Annotated in this window: 18 protein-coding genes; 12 read left to right on the top strand and 6 right to left on the bottom strand. The window is 61.5% G+C overall.

The genetic code is table 11. The features are described from left to right. Window positions 1–310 precede the first annotated feature (310 nt). The 5 genes from CPY51_RS03145 to CPY51_RS03125 all read left to right on the top strand — a co-directional run bounded on the left by CPY51_RS03145 (window position 311) and on the right by CPY51_RS03125 (window position 6,133). Entirely contained in the window at window positions 311–565 is a 255-nt protein-coding gene (locus CPY51_RS03145; RefSeq protein ID WP_111158562.1) for a ribbon-helix-helix domain-containing protein, read from the top strand. A gap of 263 nt (window positions 566–828) precedes the next feature. Next, complete coding sequence (locus tag CPY51_RS03140) at window positions 829–2,634, top strand: GGDEF domain-containing protein (protein ID WP_111158656.1); 1,806 nt, start codon at window positions 829–831, stop codon at window positions 2,632–2,634. A gap of 95 nt (window positions 2,635–2,729) precedes the next feature. After that, window positions 2,730–3,728 carry an NAD(P)H-quinone oxidoreductase gene (locus tag CPY51_RS03135; RefSeq protein WP_111158561.1) on the top strand — a complete coding sequence of 333 codons (999 nt, stop codon included), beginning with the start codon at window positions 2,730–2,732 and terminating at the stop codon, window positions 3,726–3,728. A gap of 483 nt (window positions 3,729–4,211) precedes the next feature. Further along, on the top strand, window positions 4,212–5,219 hold the full coding sequence (locus CPY51_RS03130) for an asparaginase (protein ID WP_111158560.1): 1,008 nt from the start codon (window positions 4,212–4,214) through the stop codon (window positions 5,217–5,219). Between the two features lie 146 nt (window positions 5,220–5,365). Beyond that, window positions 5,366–6,133 (top strand): hypothetical protein, encoded by a 768-nt coding sequence (locus tag CPY51_RS03125; protein ID WP_111158559.1) that lies wholly within the window; start codon window positions 5,366–5,368, stop codon window positions 6,131–6,133. Here CPY51_RS03125 and CPY51_RS03120 read toward each other — a convergent pair. After that, window positions 6,090–6,845 carry a DeoR/GlpR family DNA-binding transcription regulator gene (locus CPY51_RS03120; RefSeq protein WP_111158558.1) on the bottom strand — a complete coding sequence of 252 codons (756 nt, stop codon included), beginning with the start codon at window positions 6,843–6,845 and terminating at the stop codon, window positions 6,090–6,092. The two genes, CPY51_RS03125 and CPY51_RS03120, sit on opposite strands and share 44 nt — an antisense overlap. 121 nt (window positions 6,846–6,966) lie before the next feature. On the opposite strand from CPY51_RS03120, the gene CPY51_RS03115 reads away from it, so the two are divergent. Then, a complete protein-coding gene (locus tag CPY51_RS03115; RefSeq protein ID WP_111158557.1) occupies window positions 6,967–7,323 on the top strand; it encodes a DUF4406 domain-containing protein in 357 nt (118 codons plus the stop codon). 120 nt (window positions 7,324–7,443) lie between these two features. Further along, window positions 7,444–8,064: a glutathione S-transferase family protein gene (locus tag CPY51_RS03110; RefSeq protein WP_111158556.1), complete on the top strand. Its 621-nt coding sequence runs from the start codon at window positions 7,444–7,446 to the stop codon at window positions 8,062–8,064. A gap of 6 nt (window positions 8,065–8,070) precedes the next feature. Here CPY51_RS03110 and CPY51_RS03105 read toward each other — a convergent pair whose 3' ends face one another. Next, window positions 8,071–8,424 (bottom strand): MmcQ/YjbR family DNA-binding protein, encoded by a 354-nt coding sequence (locus CPY51_RS03105; RefSeq protein ID WP_111158555.1) that lies wholly within the window; start codon window positions 8,422–8,424, stop codon window positions 8,071–8,073. 103 nt (window positions 8,425–8,527) lie between these two features. Next, the gene (locus CPY51_RS03100; RefSeq protein WP_111158554.1) at window positions 8,528–8,770 is read right to left on the bottom strand and encodes a hypothetical protein; all 243 of its coding nucleotides are present in this window, start codon (window positions 8,768–8,770) and stop codon (window positions 8,528–8,530) included. A gap of 140 nt (window positions 8,771–8,910) precedes the next feature. Here CPY51_RS03100 and CPY51_RS03095 point away from each other — a divergent pair, with 140 nt between their 5' ends. After that, window positions 8,911–9,807, top strand: a complete 897-nt coding sequence (locus tag CPY51_RS03095; RefSeq protein ID WP_111158553.1) for a LysR substrate-binding domain-containing protein — start codon at window positions 8,911–8,913, stop codon at window positions 9,805–9,807. A gap of 63 nt (window positions 9,808–9,870) precedes the next feature. On the opposite strand, the gene CPY51_RS03090 is transcribed toward CPY51_RS03095, so the two are convergent. Both CPY51_RS03090 and CPY51_RS03085 read right to left on the bottom strand, forming a co-directional pair. Next, a complete protein-coding gene (locus tag CPY51_RS03090) occupies window positions 9,871–10,530 on the bottom strand; it encodes a glutathione S-transferase family protein (protein WP_111158552.1) in 660 nt (219 codons plus the stop codon). A gap of 100 nt (window positions 10,531–10,630) precedes the next feature. After that, complete coding sequence (locus CPY51_RS03085) at window positions 10,631–12,001, bottom strand: TIGR03808 family TAT-translocated repetitive protein (RefSeq protein WP_111158551.1); 1,371 nt, start codon at window positions 11,999–12,001, stop codon at window positions 10,631–10,633. A gap of 231 nt (window positions 12,002–12,232) precedes the next feature. On the opposite strand from CPY51_RS03085, the gene CPY51_RS03080 reads away from it, so the two are divergent. Further along, window positions 12,233–14,557: a sensor domain-containing protein gene (locus CPY51_RS03080; protein WP_111158550.1), complete on the top strand. Its 2,325-nt coding sequence runs from the start codon at window positions 12,233–12,235 to the stop codon at window positions 14,555–14,557. Between the two features lie 37 nt (window positions 14,558–14,594). Here the strand turns inward: CPY51_RS03080 and CPY51_RS03075 are convergent, their stop codons facing one another. Further along, the gene (locus CPY51_RS03075; protein WP_111158549.1) at window positions 14,595–14,999 is read right to left on the bottom strand and encodes a YkvA family protein; all 405 of its coding nucleotides are present in this window, start codon (window positions 14,997–14,999) and stop codon (window positions 14,595–14,597) included. A gap of 121 nt (window positions 15,000–15,120) precedes the next feature. Here CPY51_RS03075 and CPY51_RS03070 point away from each other — a divergent pair, with 121 nt between their 5' ends. The 3 genes from CPY51_RS03070 to CPY51_RS03060 all read left to right on the top strand — a co-directional run bounded on the left by CPY51_RS03070 (window position 15,121) and on the right by CPY51_RS03060 (window position 19,048). After that, window positions 15,121–16,134: a ligase-associated DNA damage response exonuclease gene (locus tag CPY51_RS03070; RefSeq protein WP_111158548.1), complete on the top strand. Its 1,014-nt coding sequence runs from the start codon at window positions 15,121–15,123 to the stop codon at window positions 16,132–16,134. A gap of 217 nt (window positions 16,135–16,351) precedes the next feature. Next, window positions 16,352–17,989 carry a cisplatin damage response ATP-dependent DNA ligase gene (locus CPY51_RS03065; RefSeq protein ID WP_111158547.1) on the top strand — a complete coding sequence of 546 codons (1,638 nt, stop codon included), beginning with the start codon at window positions 16,352–16,354 and terminating at the stop codon, window positions 17,987–17,989. 96 nt (window positions 17,990–18,085) lie between these two features. Continuing rightward, window positions 18,086–19,048, top strand: coding sequence for an alpha/beta hydrolase family protein (locus CPY51_RS03060; protein ID WP_111158546.1), 963 nt, complete (start codon window positions 18,086–18,088; stop codon window positions 19,046–19,048). The last annotated feature ends 4 nt before the right edge of the window (window positions 19,049–19,052 follow it).

Genomic DNA, 19,052 nt, shown 5'->3' with positions numbered 1-19,052 from the left:
GGGTACAACATTGGTAACGAAGCGCTACTTTTTGACAAGAAGCGTGAGCAGGCGTAACCTTTGTGGGGTAGCCGTCGTTGACGGCCTGGATACTGCAAGGCGTCCTGATGACCAAGGCGCTAGAGCGCCGCTCTTCCGAAAGGATGTGCAGAGGTCGCTCTAACACTTTGGAAATGTTGCATGATTTATCTTGAACCGAATGCGGTTTAAGGCGTTATGCAATAGCGAGCAATCGTCGGACCCATGACGGAAAACGGTCATGTGTCTCCCGAGCAGGGTTTCTGCCCACTGGTAAAAAGGGAGGAATATCATGCCGATGGTAACCGTTTCCATCTCTCCGCTGCAGGTCGCCGGCATTCGTGCGGCCATCGACAACGGCAGCTATGCCTCGAGCAGCGAAGTTGTGCGCGAGGCTCTGCGCATGTGGGACGCGGCGCGCAAGCGCGGCGAACTATGCGATATCAAGCGCGCGGCCAATTCCCCTGACGACAAGGCCAGGAGCGGCAATCGCTGTGTCGCCGATATGTTTGCCGATTATGAAGCGGAACGCCGCCGCCACGCCTAACGGAAGACGGATGTCACCTAAACGACGCGCTCAGTGAAGGCCTTCGAGCGCGTCGCAACGCGTCGTTCTGAGGCGATGCGGTTTTGTCGATGGCGGTTCGGCAGCGAATTCTAACGTAACGCCATAGCTGATTCACGCGATAGTGGCACAATTGCGCGCATATCTGCGTTTTCACAAAAGTTTCACGAAGGAGAAAGGTTTCGTTGATCGTTCCCGGCGAAGGTCCGGCCGAACGTGAAACGAGAACCGTCGTGGAGACTGGCATGTCTGTGGCTGCCGCTACCGAACTAGGAATGCTGCGCCGCTACGCCAGCGATCAGCTCGTGACACTGGCGAAGGTCGTTGTCGAAAGTGCCTTTCAGCCGATCGTGGAAGCCGGCACCGGCGCAGTCTTCGGCTATGAGTCCCTGATGCGCGGTCAGGAGCGGATCGGCTTCGAGAGCCCCATCGACATTCTCGACGAGGCGGAGCGCATCGGCCAACTCCTGGCGCTTGAGCAGATGGTCTCGAGCAGGGCGCTCGCGAAATTCTTGACCCTTCCCAACAGGGCGACCGCCACGCTTTTTCTCAATCTCGATGTTCGATTGATCGCAAGCGGCGAAGAGCTCCTGGACGGTCTCTTGCAGCACCTGAAAAACGCCGGCATCAAGCCGTCTTCCATCTGCTTCGAGTTGTCCGAACGCTTCGACAACAGCAAGGTGCCGGAGTTTGCGGCTCTCGTTGCCAAGATGCGCAGGACCGGTTTCAAGCTGGCGGTCGATGATTTTGGCGTCGGCCATGGCGAGATGAAGCTGCTTTGCGACCACGCGATCGACTATCTGAAGATCGACCGCTATTTCATCTCAGGCATCGATGGGAACGCTCGCAAGCGCCACCTCCTGAAGAACATCGTCAATATCGCGCACGTCCTCGGGACACGTGTCGTTGCCGAGGGCATCGAGACCGAGGCCGAGTTCCTGGTCTGTCGCGATTTCGGCGTGGACCTGGTGCAAGGCTGGTTCATCGCCCGTCCGACCACCCTGGTCAACGAGCTGAAACCCTCTTTCCCGCATCTGCGCGATCTCGGAAAACCCAAAGGCAGCCATCAGGCGCTCGACGAAATCCTCATCCGCAAGCAGATCGAGATGCTGCCGACGGTGAACGAAAACGACAATATCGACAGCGTCTTCGAACTCTTCCGCCGCAATCCGCGCCAGTCGTTCTTTCCCGTCGTCAGCGCCGATAACGAGCCGCGCGGCATCATCCCCGAATATCATCTCAAGGAGTATATCTATCAGCCCTTCGGCCGCGAGCTTCTGAAGAACAAGGCCTACGCGCGCGCAATCTCGCATTTCATCGAGAAGGCGCCGATCGTTTCCCTCGATTCAGGCGCCGATAAGCTGCTGGAGATTTTCGCCAATATGGAAGGCAGCAGCTGCCTGATCGTCACCGAAAACATGCGCTATGCCGGCATCGTCTCCGCCGCCTCGCTCCTCAAGGTCATCAATGAAAAACAGCTGAAGGTCGCGCAGGACCAGAATCCCCTGACCGGCCTGCCCGGCAACCGGGCCATCGGCGAATTCATGCAGGCCGCCGTCCGCGACGGCGATGTGACGCGTCATTTCTGCTATTGCGATTTCGACAATTTCAAGCCGTTCAACGATGCCTATGGCTTCCATTTCGGAGACCATGCGATCTCGCTCTTTGCCTCGCTGATGCACCGCTATTTCTTCGCGGATCACCACTTCCTCGGCCATGTCGGCGGCGACGATTTCTTCATCGGCGTCACCGGCTCGAGCGTAGTAGAGCTCGGCAAAGTCATCGATCGGCTACTTACAGATTTCCATGACGGGGTATTTGCCCTTTATTCGGAAGCAGATCGCGCTGCCGGCCGCATGAAGGGCCATGACCGCAGCGGCGCCGAGACCTTCTTCCCCCTCATGCGCTGCTCGATCGGCGTGCTCGAATTGCCGAGAGGTCTCGTCATCGACGATGTCAGCCGCGTCGGCACTGCCATTGCCGGCATCAAGGCGAAAGCCAAGGAAAGCGACAGCGGCGTCGTCTTTCACCCGATCGGCGATGCCTATTGACCGAGACCAATTGCCGCCCTTGCCATCTGGCTCCTTTCCAAGCCGATCGCGCTGGACTATGTCCATAGCTCCGAGGGGACAGAGGAGGCCGGTCGATGAGTTTGCCAACTGAAATGCGCTATGTGGCGCTCCCGTCCTTCGGCCCTCCCGAGGCGATGACGATCGTCAAAGGGCCGCTTCCGGTCCTGAAGCCGGGGGAAATTCTCGTCCGTGTCGAGGCGATCGGCGTCAACCGGCCGGATATCGCCCAGCGTCAGGGCACATATCCGCCGCCGAAGGAAGCAAGCCCGATCCTTGGCCTTGAGATAGCCGGCGAAGTCGTTGACGTCGCAGAGGGCACCAGAGAATTCGCCATCGGCAACAAGGTCTGCGGCCTGACCAACGGCGGCGCCTACGCCGAATATTGCGTGTTACCCGCCGGCCAGGCGCTCCGCTTCCCGAATGGCTACGACGCGATCAAGGCGGCGGCTCTCCCCGAAAACTATTTCACCGTCTGGGCCAACCTGTTTCAGATGGCCGGACTGACGGAAGGCGAAAGCGTGCTGATCCACGGCGGATCGAGCGGCATCGGCACCACGGCCATCCAGCTCGCCCACGCATTCGGCGCCGAGGTCTTCACGACGGCGGGTTCGAAGGAAAAGTGCGAGGCCTGCGAGAAGCTTGGCGCAAGGCGCGCGATCAACTACCGCGAGGAAGATTTCGCCGAGGTCATCAAGGCTGAAACCGCGCATGGCGTCGACGCTATTCTCGACATGGTCGGCGCGGATTATCTCGAGAGGAACCTGGCTTCGCTCGCCAAGGACGGCTGCCTGTCGATCATCGCTTTCCTAAGCGGCTCGATGGCCGAAAAGGTCAACCTCGCCCCGATCATGGTCAAGCGCCTGACCATCACCGGCTCGACCATGCGCCCTCGCAGCCCGGAAGAGAAACGCGCCATCCGCGACGAGCTGCTGTCCGAGGTCTGGCCACTGCTCGACGCCGGCACCATCGCCCCGCTGATCGACAAGACCTTCGCCTTCGACGACGTCGTCGAGGCACACAGGCTGATGGAAACCAGCAGCCACATCGGCAAGATCATGCTGAGGGTGGGTTAGTTGGAGTTTGGGTCTGGGGTCGCGGGACGGGGGCGTTAGGGCTATTCCGAAGTCCTGGCAGAAACCCCCTCTGTCGGCGACGCCGACATCTCCCCCACAAGGGGGGAGTTTGACCGCAACGTCTCTGCGCCCCTGACAGCTGCGGACCGTGCGTGGGAAAAGAACGATCTCCCCCCTTGTGGGGGAGATGTCACGCAGTGACAGAGGGGGGTAAGCCTCCACATGCTCCAATCGTCAAAGCGGAATCTCCGTCTTCGAAAGCCGCTTTTAGATAGGCCCTGATCGCTTCGGGACTATCCAGATGTTTGATGGATCCCATACCCTAGTTTCGAGTGCCATCGATCAACCTTTTCGCGAGTAACTCTTCATACCTATCTCATCTGTCGTCATCGCGCGCGCCTGCGCTCGGCAACGCCAAACAGTTGGCAATCCATCACCCACCCGCTATCAATGCCCAGACCAAATCTTTGAGAGAGCGCCTGCATGTCCAATCCTGTCTGTGTCGAAGTCACCCGCGGAAACCTCGTCGAGAGCCGGCATAGTGCCTCGGTTGCTGTAGTCGATGGCGATGGCAAGCTGGTCTTCTCGCTCGGGGATGTCGATGCCGCCGTTTTCCCGCGCTCGGCCTGCAAGGCCATGCAGGCTCTGCCGCTGGTCGAGAGCGGCGCTGCGGATGCTTACGGCTTTGGAAACAAGGAGTTGGCGCTCGCCTGCTCGTCGCATAGCGGGCAGGATGAGCACGTGGCGCTCGCCGCTTCGATGCTCGCCCGCGCCGGGCGCAATGTGGATGCGCTCGAATGCGGCGCCCATTGGTCGTTCGACCAGAACACGGTGATCCACCAGGCCCGCACCATCGACAAGCCGACTGCCCTTCACAACAATTGCTCCGGCAAGCATTCGGGCTTCGTCTGCGCCTGCTGCCACCAGGACATCGATCCCAAGGGCTATGTCGGCTACGATCATCCGCTGCAACAGCAGATCCGCGACACGATGCAGAGCCTGACCGGCACAGCACTCGGCGTCGACAACTGCGGCACGGACGGTTGCTCGATCCCCAATTACGCGGTCCCGCTCAAGAGCCTCGCCCATGGCTTTGCCAAAATGGCGACCGGCGCCGGCCTTGAGCCATTGCGTGCCAAGGCCTCGCGCCGGCTGTTCGAAGCTTGCATGGCCGAGCCCTTTTATGTCGCCGGTACCGGCCGCGCCTGCACGGCGCTAATGCAGCTCGCTCCCGGCCGAATCTTCGCCAAGACCGGCGCCGAAGGCGTCTTCTGCGCTGCTATCCCGGAAAAAGGCATCGCCATCGCGCTCAAATGCGATGACGGCACCGGACGGGCCGCCGAGGCAGTCGTCATGGCAACGCTTGCCCGCTTCTTCGAAAAGGGCGGGGAGGTCCATGAAGGCCTTATGGCCATGGCCAACAAGTCCCTCAGGAACTGGAACGGCATCCACGTCGGCGACATCAGGGTCACCTCAGCGCTGACAAACTGATTGTCCCGAAAAAGGCCGTTCCCGGCTTTATGTAACTTATTGCTAATATAATTCAGCAAAATCCGCGGGCCGTTAATGTGGATTTCAGCTGTTTGCGTACACTCTTCCCTCATGTGATTTCGTCTTGGCCGTCATGAGGTGGAGGCATGTTCGCGGGTCGTTATATCTGGTGGGGTTTGGTCAGTATCGCGGGGTTCCTGTTCTTCGCGGTCTATTTCGATTACGTCAGCTGGGCGATCGTTCAGGGCTCCGGCTGCGCCAAGAGCGCCGGCTCCTGCGGGCCGCTCATCGATTTCCTCTCGGGGACGGTGAAGCCCGGCGGTGTTTGGCTGGCAGGCATCATCCTGTTCGTCTGCACCGTCGCCCGCATAAATTACCTCAAGCTCAGTCCTCTCTGGTGCGCGGCCGTGGCCGTATGGTTCGTGGCGATCGGCCCATTTCCGATGCTGTTCACCAATATCTGGCACGGCGAATTGCAGTTCCAGGCGATCTTCGATGCGCTGCCGATGCCGCTGCTTTTTCTCGCAGCTTTCGGTGCCTATCTGGCTCTGCCGTTCGAGGAAAATGGACGCGAACCTTTCGGGCCATGGCGGCCTCTGCATTACTTAGTGGCTCTCGCCGCCGCTCATTCCGTCTTGCTGGCAATATCGGAGAACTCGGCGTTCCCGCTGTTCCTGTCGGAGGAACTCCGGTTGACGGGCCTGGCGGCGACCATTGCAGGCATCCAGCCGCAGGCGATCTATCTCCTGCAGTTCGGCACCATCGACGATACCGCCTCTTATGTCGCCCTTGTCATTTTCATCCTGTCCTTGCTCGGCAGCCTTCTGCCTGAAAGATGGGTTGCGGCCGGCGGAAAATCGCTTCAGCCTTTCACGCAGGCAGGATCGCCACGCCGGCGTTCCGGTAGGGCTTGAGACTGTCCTCGCCAAGGCTGCGCGGCACGATCATCCCTGAAATGGCCGCCAGCGGCAGGATGTGGCATGGGGACACGGCGTCGAGCTTCTCCTGCGTCACCGCTACAAAGGTCTGGTCGGAACATTGCGCGATATGTCGCTTGATCGCGGCCTCCTCGAAGTTGCCCGTGGATAGCCCGCGCGAGGGATGGATCGCGGTAACGCCGAGGAAGAAGATATCCGGCCGCACCGTCGAGATCGCCGCCATCGCCGCCGCACCCGTCGCCACCATCGAATGCTTGTAGAGCCAGCCGCCGATCAGGATCACGTCGGCCGTCGGGTGATGCTCGAGTTCGCCGGCGATCGTCGGGCTATGGGTGACGAGCGTGAAGGCGAAATCCCGCGGCAGATGCCGGGCGATCTCCTCGGTCGTCGTCCCGCCGTCGAGAAAGATCGTCTGGCCCGGCCTTACCATGCCGGCGGCATAAGCCCCCAATTCCCGTTTCTCGTTCGACGATAGATTTCGCCGGGCCGAAAAGTCCGGCAGGGGAGGGGCGATCGGCATGGCGCCGCCGTGAACGCGCTTCAGCAATCCCTCCGCCGCCATTTCCCTGAGATCGCGCCGGATCGTGTCCTCCGAAACATCGAGGCTCTCGGCGACGCGCTTGGCGATCACCTGTCCGTCCCGGCGCAGGATGTCGAGGATCGTCGTTTGGCGTTGACTGGTCAGCATGCACGCTCCTGCATGAAATTGCGCGATTTCAAGTACATTATCGAATCAGACTCGACAATCAAGAAAAATAACGCATATTCGTGCAAATTCCCGCATGAGGCGGGAGAAAAGGAGAAACGACATGCTGATTTTGATTGCCGGCCCCTATCGCTCGGGCACCAACGACGACCCTTCAAAAATGGCTGAGAACCTGGCCCGGCTGGCTGAGCCGTCCTATGCCCTGTTCCAGGCCGGCCACCTGCCGATGATTGGCGAATGGGTGGCGCTCCCGGTCTGGCACACCGCCGGTGGCAAGGCGGTCGGCGACGACCTCTACGAGGAGATATTTCATCCGACGGCTGGCAGGCTGCTGCAGCTTTGCGAAGGCGTGCTCAGGCTTGAAGGCGCGAGCAAGGGCGCAGACAACGATGTCCGCATCGCCCGCGAACGCGGCATCCCGGTCTGGCATAGCCTGGCGGAGGTCCCGGGCTGCGCATGACCGAAAGGGGGCCGGTCGCAATGCGCCGGTTCCATCTGCCCATAATCTCTCCATCAAGCGCGTTTCCGCCACCCCGGGAACGCGCTATAAGTTGCTTGTAAGAGGGAGAGAAGAATCAGCATGCTGACATTATATTTTTCGCCGGGAACCTGCGCGCTCGCCAGTCTCATTGCACTCGAAGAGGGCGGCATGGCTTATGAACCGAAACGGGTGGACACCTCGAAGGCCGAGCATTTGACGCCGGAATATCTGGCGATCAACCCCAAGGGCCGCGTCCCCGCAATGGTGACCGAACGGGGCGCGCTGACGGAAACCCCGGCTATTCTCGCCTATATCGCCCAGGTCGCCTCGTCGGCACGCCTGGCGCCACTCGATGACTTCTTCGCGTTCGGTCGCATGCAGGCTTTCAACAATTATCTCTGCTCGACCGTGCATGTGAACCATGCGCACGGTCGTCGCGGCGCACGCTGGACGGACGATGCTGCCGCGATCGAGACGATGAAATCCAAGGTCCCCCAGACGATGGGCGACAGCTTCACCATCATCGAGGACAAGATGCTGGCCGGCCCCTGGGTCATGGGCGACAGCTATTCGGTCGCCGACGGCTACCTCTTCACGATGGCCCGGTGGCTTGCCAGCGATGGCGTCGATCGCAGCCGTTTCCCGAAGGTAAGCACCCATCACGACCGCATGCTGACCCGCCCGGCGGTGCAAAGAGCGCTTGCGGTGGAAAAGGCCTGATCAACTCTAGTCAAAGCTCGCCCTCAGCTTGCGCGGCGCCCGAAACCGCCACGCGTCGGCGAGCCTTTGCTTGAGCTCGTCGTCGCCGATCACCGCCGCCCGCAACGGCAGCGACGGCCAGCCGCGATAATGGTCGGTCTGATAGTAGATCTCGGGCGCCATTTCGATGAGCGGCTCCTTGTCGGCGATAGGGATCGCCAGCACGATCGTTTCGGCATTCTTGACGGAAACAAACGCCTTTCCGCCGACCTTGAGCGCCGGCGTCCCATAGTTCGTCCCGATCTCGACCTCGGGAAGGCCGGCCTCGGTTGCCAGCCTCTGCAGGCGGTCGAAGACTGTGTCGATGTCGGCGCTGGTCATGGTTGTTCGCCCCCGGTGGTCTTGACCGGATTATACGGCCGCAGACATTTCCTCCAAGAGGGGACGACCTCGTTTGTCGCGGTCTTTCGATCAATCACGAAGATCAGGGACGACAGAAGGCGCGTCTATCCCCTTCGCCCCGCAAGCGGGGAGAAGGTGGCCGACAGGCCGGATGAGGGGCCGTGGCGAGTTCTGCGTCCACCCGTCCAAGGTTCTCGGGCATCAGCGGCAAATCCGCCAGTTCCAGCAGCGACATGGCCGCGAGGTCAGGGTGCAGCAGCGGATCGGCTTCGCCGGCATTGGCGGGGGATTTGATAGACCTGAAGAAAATCTGCAGCAGCGACATGGCTGCCTCCTTTCTCCGTTCCCAGGGAAGCTCAACAAGAGAGGCAATTCCGGAACGAAACCTGTTTCATGCCGCCAAGATCGCGCCAGAACCAAAAAAATTCAATTGAGAATGCAAGGCCGCCGCTATAGATATCCTATATGCAAAACCTCAATAGCGTGCATCTGAACGGCCTGCGGGCACTGGAAGCGGTTGGCCGTCTTGGCTCGCTTCAGGCAGCGGCGGACGAGCTTGGCGTGACGATCGGTGCAGTCAGCCAGCAGATCATCAAGGCGGAAGCCCAGCTTGGCCGCAAGCTGTTCGATCGCACGCCGAAGGGCATGGTGGCGACCGAGGCGGGCTTGCCGGTGCTGGCGCGGCTGGGCGAGGGTTTCCAGATATTGTCGCAGGCGGTGTCGGCGGCGCAGCGCCAGGACGATACGATCCTCACCATATCGGTGGCGCCGATCTTTGCGGCACGCTGGCTCGTCCATCGCCTTGATCGATTCTCGGCCTGCCACCCGGATATTCGCCTGCGCATGTACGCGACAATGCAGATCGTCGATCCCTCAAGTTCCGATGTCGACATCACTATCCGCGTCGGGGCAGGCAAATGGCCGGGTGTCAAAACCGAGCTGCTTCTCGCGCAGGAAGTCTTTCCGGTCTGTTCGCCGGCGATTGCCAGCAAGCTGAAGTCGCCTGAGGAAATATTGGCCGTTCCGGCCATCATCGACGGGCCGGCGATGTTTACCTGGGAGGTCTGGTTGCGCGAGGTCGGCCTGTCCGGTGCAACCATGGTGCCGCGCCATGTCTTCAACGACGCGTCTCTCTGCCTCGACGCCGTCATCGCCGGGCAGGGCGTCATGCTCGCCTGGCAGACGCTCGCCGCCTACGCGCTGGAACACGGGCAGCTGGTGGACCCCTTCGGCATCCGCGTCCGTACCGGCTTCGGCCACTATTTCGTGACGCCCGAAGGCGTGAGAGAGCCGAAGAAAGTCACCGCGTTCAAGAACTGGATCCGCGACGAGATGGCGGAGAGCATGCGCATTTTTGCCTGATGCATGTCGCCCAAAAGTGCGCAGCGGTTTTGGGATAACGACATGCACAAATAAATGCAGCGCCTACTCCGCTTCTTGCATCCTTGTCGCCTGCATCGCCTTGTAGCCGGCCCGCGACTGGCAGCGGTCGATCCAGGCCTTGAGATTGGGACGGTGGTCGAACAGCATCTTTTCCGACTGCACGTAGCGAAGCACTTCGGCAAGGTTGATATCCGCCGCGGTGAAGCCATCGCCAACGATGTAGTCGCGACCGTCGAGATGCTGCTCGAGCACGTCGAGCGGGCGCTTCAGCGAACGACAGGCAGCCGTGATTACAGCCTGACCGGCCTCGCTGTTTTCCTTTCCGTGATCGTATGTCAGCACGACCTTGATCGTATGCGGTTCCAGGGTTGTCGCGGCGAAGGTCGTCCACATGATCAGCGATCCGCCTTCCTCGACGGTCTTGCCGGCAAGCGGTCCGCCGTATTTCCGGGCGAGGTAGAGGTTGATGGCAAGCGATTCATGCATCACGAAGTCGCCGTCCTTGATCGCGGGGATCAGGCCCATCGGGTTGATTGCGACAAATTCAGGAGACATCGTATTGATCGGCGCGTCTTTCGCGAGAGGATTGTCGAGACGCCACGCTTGAATGACGGGTACCGACTTGAACTCGATGCCAAGCTCCTCCGCCATCCAGTAATTGCGCGAGGCGCGCGAGCGATAGACGCCGTAGATCGTCAGCATTGTTGCATCCCCTTTATTATCGGCACGACGCTATGCAATCGCCGGCTAAAACGAAAGCGGTCGGCGTTGATATCGTGATGAATGCTTTTGATGGGTCGCGTCAGCCGAGCCGGTTGCGCTCGATCGTCAGGTTGCGAAATGACGAGCTGGCGGTGACGAGATCAGCGGACGCTGCCTTGTCCCAGAGAAAGCCGACGATCGCTCCCTTCGCCGCATCCTCGAACAGATTGTCCGAGATGACAGCACTGCCGGCGCCGTCGGCCACGGAGACGGCACAGCCGACACCGGAATGCCTGATGATGTTGCCGGTGGCGACGACGTTTCGGAGATAGGGACCCCAACCGAGCTTCAGGCCCCAGAGTGGGGCATTCTCGATGACGTTGGAGGCGATCAGCGTGTCGGCCTCGGCTGAAATGCCGATGCCGAAGCCGCCGTCCTGCTCATAGGGTGCCTTCAGCGACAGGTTGCGCACGACGTTGCCGGTGACGCTGGCCAGCCGGCCGCCCTTGTCGAAATTGGCGATCGAGATGCCGTTGGCAGCGCCGTTGATCAGGTTGCCGCTGACAACGGCACCCTCGAACTCGAATTCGCAGAAGATCGCCGTCTCGCCGGATCGCAGGCACTGGTTGTCGCTGATCTGCACGTTTGAGGCGGAGTTTGCCCTCACGGCGGTGAAGGCGCAGTCGGAGATGTGATTGTTGTTGACCATGACGTTGTTGGCACGAAAGACATTCACGCCATTGCCGTTCTGGCCCGTGCCTCCGTCGTTGGCGCCAATCCTCGAGATGCGGTTGCCGGTGACGATGGTGCCGTCCTCGCCCTTCTCCCAGCGGTGGACAAGGATGCCGCCATTGCCGCAATCCTCGACGCGGTTCCCGGTGATCGTGAGGTCTGTCGACTGGACGGCATAGATGCCGGCGTCGGCCGCACCGGAGATGCGGCTGCGCTCGATCCGCCCACCGCTGCGCTCCAGCTGCAGCGCGTGCTTCCGGCTGCCGGCGATCTCGCAATTGTCGAGCAGAACCTCGCCGACAGCGGAAAACTGCAGCAGGGCGCTCGCATAGTCGGCAAGCCAGCGATTGGCGCCGTCGATGACGAGGTCGGTCAGCTGGATGCGCTTTGCGCCGGTCGCTGCCATCAGGTGGCCGTCGCCGCCGTAGACGATCCGCGTGGCGCCGGGCACGCCGATCAGCCTCGTATTGTCGGGAAGGGTAAGGTTCGAGACGGTGTAGGTGCCGGGCGGCAGGAAGACCGGTGCCTTGTCGCGCGCCGCCGCATCGATCATCGCCTGGAGCTTGCGGCTGCCATTGTCGGTCGCATCAGGCGTCGCCTTGAAGGCGACGGCATCAATGGCGCCGCGCATGTCTGCCGACGCGACCTTTGCAAGTGGCGCCGCAAAGACCCGCGGGGCAAGGGTCGCGGCTGCGGCAGCGCCTGTCAGGGCGGCGATGATCTGGCGGCGGGTGAGCATGTTCAACTCCGATCTACCCCGATGTGCATGCAGGAATCATGCCGCGCAGATTGTGCCGTTATGGGACGTCGGCGAACCGCGCATCCGGTAAATTAGGCATTTTTGCCGAGCGTTTGATGCTCCCTTTACCTTTCCAGTTAAGCCAGTCGAAGGAAAATGGTTGTATAAGCAAATTATATTCAATTTTTCCGTTCTCTGCTGGTTGATGGCGACGTTAGAGAAGTGCGTATCATGCGAAAGAAAAGCACTCTGCGATTGCTGGCGAAGCCACCCCTGGCCAGTCAAGGCACGGACGCTGAACGGCTGCAGGCGGTGACGCAGGCGCTGCTGGCCTTTGGCGCCCATGATGTCGTAAGCCGCATCGACGACCTCAGGTTCCGCGCAGCCGTCCACGAGCTTCCAGACTTTTTCTACATCAAGGACCGCTCCAGCCGCTTCTTGTATGCAAACTCCGCGACCGCCCGAAGTGTGGGCGTCGACGACCCCACGACACTTGTCGGCAAGACCGACTTCGAGCTGTGGAGGCATGAGAAGGCGGTGGAATTCATGCGGATCGAACAGGAAATTATCGCGACGGGCGAACCGCGGCTCGACGTGGAGGACTGGATTCCTCCCGTCGGCGACGGAGAGATGACCTGCCGACTGACATCCAAGATGCCCCTGCGAAACGACCGGAATGAGATCATCGGCCTCATCGGCATCTCCCGGGATATCACCGAGCGCAAGCGCCAGGAACAATTGCGTCGCCGCCAGGCGGAGATCCTGGAAATGATTGCCAAGAACGAACCGCTGGAAGCGATCCTCGAAGCGCTGGTGTTGCTGGTTGAAGAGGAGCTATCGGGCATTAGCGGCTCTATCTTGCTGCTCGACCCGGATGGTCTCCATCTTTTCCGTGGCGCAGCGCCAAACCTGCCGGCGGCCTACAACAAGCTTATCGACGGCGTCGCTATCGGTCCGAAGGTCGGTTCCTGCGGCACGGCGGCGTGGCGTGGCGAAAGGGTGATCGTCTCCGACATCCGGACGGACCCGCTGTGGGAGGACTTCCGCGGCGTCGTTTCCCAATTCAATCTGCGATCCTGCTGGTCGACGCCGATCGTGACTGCCCAACGCAACGTCCTCGGCACCATCGCTCTCTACTCGCCTCAGGTCCGCGAGCCGACGGAGAGCGAGCTGGAGATGGTGGCTGTGGCGACCCATATCGCCGGCATCGCCATCGAGCGCAAACGCGCCGAGGACCGCATCTATTTCATGGCGCATCACGACGACCTGACGGGATTGCCCAACCGCGCTTTCCTCAAGGATCAGATGGCAAGGATCCTGTTTCAGGCGCGGCGCCACAATCGCAGGGTTACCGTCGCCTATATCGACCTCGACAATTTCAAGGACATCAACGACGGCCGCGGTCACGCCGCCGGCGATGACGTGCTGAAGGAGATTTCCGCGCGCATGGTCAATTGCGTGCGCGCCTCCGATATCGTCGTCCGTCTCGGCGGCGATGAGTTTCTCGTGGTTCTCGTGCACCAGGCAAGCCATGATGCCGGGATCATCCGCCGTCTGCGCGAGCTCAAGAGGGTGATCGCCCGACCCCTGAAGATCCAGGGGTGCGATATCGTCGTTACCAGCAGCATCGGCGTCGCGTCCTTCCCTGATGATGGGCACACCCAGGAGGAGCTTCTCGCCAACGCCGATGCCGCGATGTACCGGGCGAAGAACCTCGGCCGCAACACGATGCAACATTACACGCGCCAGCAAGACACCCGTAAATCCGTGCCGCTCAGCGAAGAGGAGGAACTTCGCTACGCGATCGCGGCGAACCAGCTCTTCGTCGACTATCAGCCGCAGATCGAGCTCGCATCCGGTAGGATCGTCGGGACCGAGGCGCTGGTGCGCTGGCGTCATCCGACGCTGGGCCTGTTGCCGCCAAGCCAGTTCATACCGCTCGCAGAAGATACCGGGATGATCATTCCGCTCGGCCTTTTCGTACTCAACGAAGCCTGCCGTCAAAACAAGTCCTGGCAGGATCTGGGCCTGCCGCCGATGATCGTCGCCGTCAACGTCTCGGCAAAGCAGTTCGGAGATCCGGCACTGGCCGAGCACGTCGTCGAGGCGCTCCAGGCGAGTGGCCTCGAGCCGCAATGGCTGGAACTGGAACTCACCGAGAGCACATTGATGGACGATGCGCCCCGCGCGCTTTCGGTCATGCAGGCGCTGAAGGCCTTGGGCGTTCGCCTGTCCATCGATGATTTCGGCACAGGCTATTCCAGCCTCTCGGCGTTGAAGACGTTTCCCTTCAACCGGCTGAAAATGGACCGGTCGCTGGTCGATGCCCTGCCGCGCGACGACACCACCGTTGCCATCGCCTCGGCAGTGATCTCGCTCGCCCGCAAACTGAAGCTCTCCGTCGTCGCCGAGGGCGTCGAGACTGACGAGCAGCTGGAATTCCTGCGCGAAAGCCTTTGCGACGAAGCCCAGGGCTACCTCATATCGAGGCCGGTCGCGCCCGACGCGATCGAACGCCTGCTGCAAGAGCGCAAGATGCTGGCAAGCCGGGCGTGAGCGTCCCGGCGGCTTCCAGGCGCTCGTTGCGATATCCTCACATCATCAGGTGCCTGGCCTTCGGCCAGACATACCAGCCAGCGATGCCTGCCACGGCAATCCAGATTCCAACGATCACCAGCAATCCTGCTCGACTGACGGGACGGCCCTCCTGCTGCGAGGCAAGACCGCGAAACTCGGCCATCAGCACCGGCGGCACGAGGCGCACGGCAAGCAGAATGCCGAGCGGAACGATGAGCAGGTCATCGAGATATCCGATGATCGGAATAAAATCCGGTATCAGGTCGATGGGCGAAAGTGCGTATGCGGCAACAGCGCCGGCGACAATCTTTGCCGATGTTGGCGTCCGCCGATCCCTGGCGGCCAGCCAGAGCGCAATGACATCGCGCTTGATCAGTCGTGCCCACCGTTTTGCAGCTTGAATTCCGTTATCCAGGATCATTGCGCACCGAGCGGCCCCTAAGATTAGCCGGAGCCCACTACAATCGAATTAAAGAACCGCTCGCAACAGTAAAAACAGTCCCGCTCTGGCCCTCGACGGAAATGCCGCTATCTTGGCTCGGATGAGGCCTGACGCGTTGCTTTATCCAGCCCCCGAAGGGCTCTTCTGTCCGCTTGGCGGATTTTACGTCGATCCCGTGCGTCCGGTCGACCGCGCACTGGTGACCCATGGCCATTCCGACCACGCAAGATCGGGCCACCGGCATGTGCTCGCCACCCGCCAGACCCTCGACATCATGCGGCTGCGCTACGGCGATGACTTTGCCGGCGCCGAACAGGCGGCGGCCTTCGGCGAGGAGATCGACATCAATGGCGTCAGGGTGAGCTTTCATCCGGCAGGCCATGTACTCGGCTCCGCCCAGATCGCCATCGAAAAAGACGGCATGCGCATCGTCGTCTCCGGTGATTACAAGCGCCGCCCCGATCCTACCTGCGCCGCCTATGTGCCGGTGCCTTGCGACGTCTTCATATCAGAGGCGACCTTCGGCCTGCCGGTGTTTCATCACCCCGACCCGATGGCGGAAACGCGGCGCCTGCTCGCCTCGCTGAAGCAATTCCCCGAGCGCACGCACATGGTCGGCGCCTATGCGCTTGGCAAGGCGCAGCGGGTCATTCGCCTCCTGCGCGACGCGGGCTACGACAAGCCGATCTACATCCACGGCGCGCTGACGAAGCTTTGCGAATACTACATCAGCCAGGGCATCGAGCTTGGCGAACTGCTGCCGGCGACGATCGAAAGCCGTGGCGACCAGACCATGTTCCATGGCGCGGTCGTCGTCGGCCCTCCATCTGCCTTCGCCGATCGCTGGGCGCGGCGCTTCCACGACCCGGTCGCAGCCTTCGCTTCCGGCTGGATGATGGTCCGCCAACGCGCCAAGCAACGCGGCGTAGAGCTGCCACTGGTCATATCGGACCATTGCGACTGGCCGGAACTGATCGAAACCATCTCGGAGCTGAAACCGGGCGAAGTCTGGGTAACCCACGGTCGCGAGGAGGCGCTGGTCCGCTGGTGCGAACTCCAGGGCATCAAGGCCAAGCCCCTGCATCTGGTCGGCTATGAGGACGAGGGGGATTGATGGGAAGCGAGCGGGAAAGCACGTCGGCGGCGGCATCCTCCCCCTTCTCCCCAGCGGGGAGAAGATGCCCGTTAGGGCAGATGAGGGGGTGGAGGAGCGATAGCGACGACCGGAAGGACTTGGCACGACCGTCACCGTTTCCGCCGCGCCGCCCCCTCATCCGCCCTTTGGGCACCTTCTCCCCGAGGGGAGAAGGAGACATCAGGGGAGGAGCGGCATGAAAGCCTTTGCAGACCTCCTCGATCGCCTGGTCCTGACACCAAGCCGCAACGGTAAGCTCAGGCTGCTGACGGATTACTTCCGCGATACGCCGGACCCTGATCGCGGCTATGGCCTGGCCGCGATCGCGGGGACGCTGGAGGTCCGGGACGTCAAGCCGGCCATGCTGCGCGATCTCGTGCTCGAGCGGATGGACGAGGTACTGTTTCGATATTCCTATGACTATGTCGGCGATCTCGCCGAGACGATTTCGCTGGTCTGGGACAACGAGGTCGACATCGAGCGCGCGGGTAGCACTCAGCCAGGATTGGCCGAGGTCATCACCGAGATGAACGCGCTTGGCCGCACCGAGGTCCGCGCCTACGTCCGCCAGATGCTCGACCGGCTCGATCCGTCCGGACGCTTCGCTTTCATCAAGCTGGCGACGGGGGCGATGCGGATCGGCGTGTCCGCGCGTCTTGCCAAGCAGGCGCTGGCTGAGCTGTCCGGCAAGGACGTCACCGAGATCGAGACCCTGTGGCACGGGCTGCAGCCGCCTTACGAGACGTTATTCCAGTGGCTGGAGGGCAGGGGCGACCGGCCCGTGCTGGCGACGCCTGCCATCTTCCACTCGGTCATGCTCGCCAATCCTGTCGAGCCGGGCGATCTGGACGGTCTCGCTCCCGCCGATTTTGCCGCCGAATGGAAATGGGACGGCATCCGCGTCCAGCTGTCGCGTTCGGGATCGACGGCAAAGATCTATTCGCGCTCCGGCGACGATATCTCCGGCGCCTTTCCCGATATCGTCGATGCGATCACCTTCGAAGGGGTGGTCGACGGCGAACTGCTGATCGGCGGAACCACGCGCTCCAACAGCCCGACGCGAACATTCTCCGACCTGCAGCAGCGCCTGAACCGCAAGACCGTCAACGCGAAAATGCTGGAGGAATACCCCGCCTTCATCCGCGCCTACGACCTGCTTTTCGACGGCGAGGAGGATGTGCGGGCACGCGGCTTCATCGATCGCCGCGGCCGCCTGTCGGAGATCATCGACACAGCCCCGCACGACCGCTTCGACCTGTCGCCGCTGGTCGATTTCTCGTCCTGGGACGAGCTGGACAAGCTGCGCTCGGCACCACCTGATCCTGTCATCGAAGGCGTCATGATCAAGCGCCGCGACAGCCCCTATCAGGCCGGACGCCTGAAGGGACCCTGGTTCAAGTGGAAGCGCAATCCGTTCAACGTCGATGCCGTGCTGATGTACGCGCAGCGTGGCCACGGCAAGCGCTCGAGCTACTATTCGGATTTCACCTTCGGCGTCTGGTCGACGACGCCGGAGGGCGAACAGTTGGTCCCCGTCGGCAAGGCCTATTTCGGCTTCACCGACGCGGAACTCGAGGTGCTCGACAAGTTTGTCCGCAACAACACGACCGAACGCTTCGGCCCAGTGCGCGCGGTCCGGGCGGAGCGCGATTTCGGCTTCGTCGTCGAAGTGGCGTTCGAAGGCATCAACCGCTCGACCAGGCACAAATCAGGCGTGGCCATGCGTTTCCCGCGAATTGCCCGCCTGAGGCCGGATAAGCCGCCTTATGAGGCCGATCGGCTGGAAACCTTGGTGGCGATGATTGACGCAAAGGCTCCCTCTGCCGAATATTAGAAACAGCCTGATTCCTCACCACAATGTGAGTTGGCGCTGACTTTCATCCTGTGCGAGAGTTTTGCTCGCCGGGTGTTCATGGACGGAGCATGCAGAATGCCTGAAGTAAAAGCGTATCGTCCGACCCGTCGCATGTTGCTGGGCGGCTTTGCCGCGTCCCTGCTGCTGCCGAAAATCACAAGCGCCGCGCCTGTTACGGCTGCCGCAGCAGTTCCCGCGGTCGCATCGGCAGCGGATGCCCACCCCGATCCCATCCAGTTGACCGGCGATTACGCACACGAACGCCGCAAATTCCGCACCGACCTTTTGAACAAGGGCCCAGCGCCCGATACTTTCGAACCGCTCGTTGCCCCGCCGCAGGCCGATCAGATCTTCTACAAGACCGGCTATGGTGGCGAACTGGAGCTTGTCGCCTGGGTATCGCGCTACGACCGGAAGACGAAATCGCGCCCGGCCGTCCTCTTCCTGCACGGCGGCAATGCGATCGGCCAGGGCCACTGGCTGCTGATGAAGCCCTATATCGACGCCGGCTATGTGGTGATGATCCCGTCGATGCGAGGCGAGAACGGCCAGAAGGGCAATTTCTCCGGCTTCTACGACGAGGTTTTCGACGTCCTGGCAGCGTCGGATCGGCTACGGCACCTGCCGGGCGTCGATCCACACCGCATGTTCATCGCAGGTCACAGCATAGGCGGCACGCTGGCGATGCTGGCCGCAATGTCGACCAAACGTTTCCGCGCCGCAGCCCCGATCTCCGGTGATCCCGATGCATTCGCCTTCTTCGATCGCTATCCCCAGGATATCCGCTTCAACGACAAGAACCCGCACGAATTCGAGATGCGCTCGGCGGTCTGCTACGCCCACAGTTTCAAATGCCCGATCAAGCTGATGCACGGCACGGGAGAAACGCACTTCGTCACGCGCCTTGGCCTGGTCGCCAAGCGCGCCCGCGCCGCCGGCGTCAACATCGACGTCGCCATGCTCCCCGGCAACCACTTCTCAGCACTCCCCGCCGAGATCGAACAGAGCATCCAGTTTTTCAAAAGCGTGGCGGCTTAGAAAG

This window comes from Arminella tubonensis (assembly GCF_003240585.1).
Taxonomy (GTDB): Bacteria; Pseudomonadota; Alphaproteobacteria; order Rhizobiales; family Rhizobiaceae; genus Rhizobium; species Rhizobium tubonense.
This window is presented reverse-complemented; position numbering and strand designations above follow the sequence as displayed.

Coding starts and splice junctions, on each gene's coding strand:
- CPY51_RS03115 (WP_111158557.1), top strand. CDS start 6,967: ATGCTGATTTTGATTGCCGGCCCCTATCGCTCGGGCACCAACGACGAC.
- CPY51_RS03145 (WP_111158562.1), top strand. CDS start 311: ATGCCGATGGTAACCGTTTCCATCTCTCCGCTGCAGGTCGCCGGCATT.
- CPY51_RS03090 (WP_111158552.1), bottom strand. CDS start 10,530: ATGCTGACGATCTACGGCGTCTATCGCTCGCGCGCCTCGCGCAATTAC.
- CPY51_RS03130 (WP_111158560.1), top strand. CDS start 4,212: ATGTCCAATCCTGTCTGTGTCGAAGTCACCCGCGGAAACCTCGTCGAG.
- CPY51_RS03140 (WP_111158656.1), top strand. CDS start 829: ATGTCTGTGGCTGCCGCTACCGAACTAGGAATGCTGCGCCGCTACGCC.
- CPY51_RS03095 (WP_111158553.1), top strand. CDS start 8,911: ATGCAAAACCTCAATAGCGTGCATCTGAACGGCCTGCGGGCACTGGAA.
- CPY51_RS03065 (WP_111158547.1), top strand. CDS start 16,352: ATGAAAGCCTTTGCAGACCTCCTCGATCGCCTGGTCCTGACACCAAGC.
- CPY51_RS03100 (WP_111158554.1), bottom strand. CDS start 8,770: ATGTCGCTGCTGCAGATTTTCTTCAGGTCTATCAAATCCCCCGCCAAT.
- CPY51_RS03120 (WP_111158558.1), bottom strand. CDS start 6,845: ATGCTGACCAGTCAACGCCAAACGACGATCCTCGACATCCTGCGCCGG.
- CPY51_RS03110 (WP_111158556.1), top strand. CDS start 7,444: ATGCTGACATTATATTTTTCGCCGGGAACCTGCGCGCTCGCCAGTCTC.
- CPY51_RS03135 (WP_111158561.1), top strand. CDS start 2,730: ATGAGTTTGCCAACTGAAATGCGCTATGTGGCGCTCCCGTCCTTCGGC.
- CPY51_RS03125 (WP_111158559.1), top strand. CDS start 5,366: ATGTTCGCGGGTCGTTATATCTGGTGGGGTTTGGTCAGTATCGCGGGG.
- CPY51_RS03085 (WP_111158551.1), bottom strand. CDS start 12,001: ATGCTCACCCGCCGCCAGATCATCGCCGCCCTGACAGGCGCTGCCGCA.
- CPY51_RS03075 (WP_111158549.1), bottom strand. CDS start 14,999: ATGATCCTGGATAACGGAATTCAAGCTGCAAAACGGTGGGCACGACTG.
- CPY51_RS03070 (WP_111158548.1), top strand. CDS start 15,121: ATGAGGCCTGACGCGTTGCTTTATCCAGCCCCCGAAGGGCTCTTCTGT.
- CPY51_RS03080 (WP_111158550.1), top strand. CDS start 12,233: ATGCGAAAGAAAAGCACTCTGCGATTGCTGGCGAAGCCACCCCTGGCC.
- CPY51_RS03060 (WP_111158546.1), top strand. CDS start 18,086: ATGCCTGAAGTAAAAGCGTATCGTCCGACCCGTCGCATGTTGCTGGGC.
- CPY51_RS03105 (WP_111158555.1), bottom strand. CDS start 8,424: ATGACCAGCGCCGACATCGACACAGTCTTCGACCGCCTGCAGAGGCTG.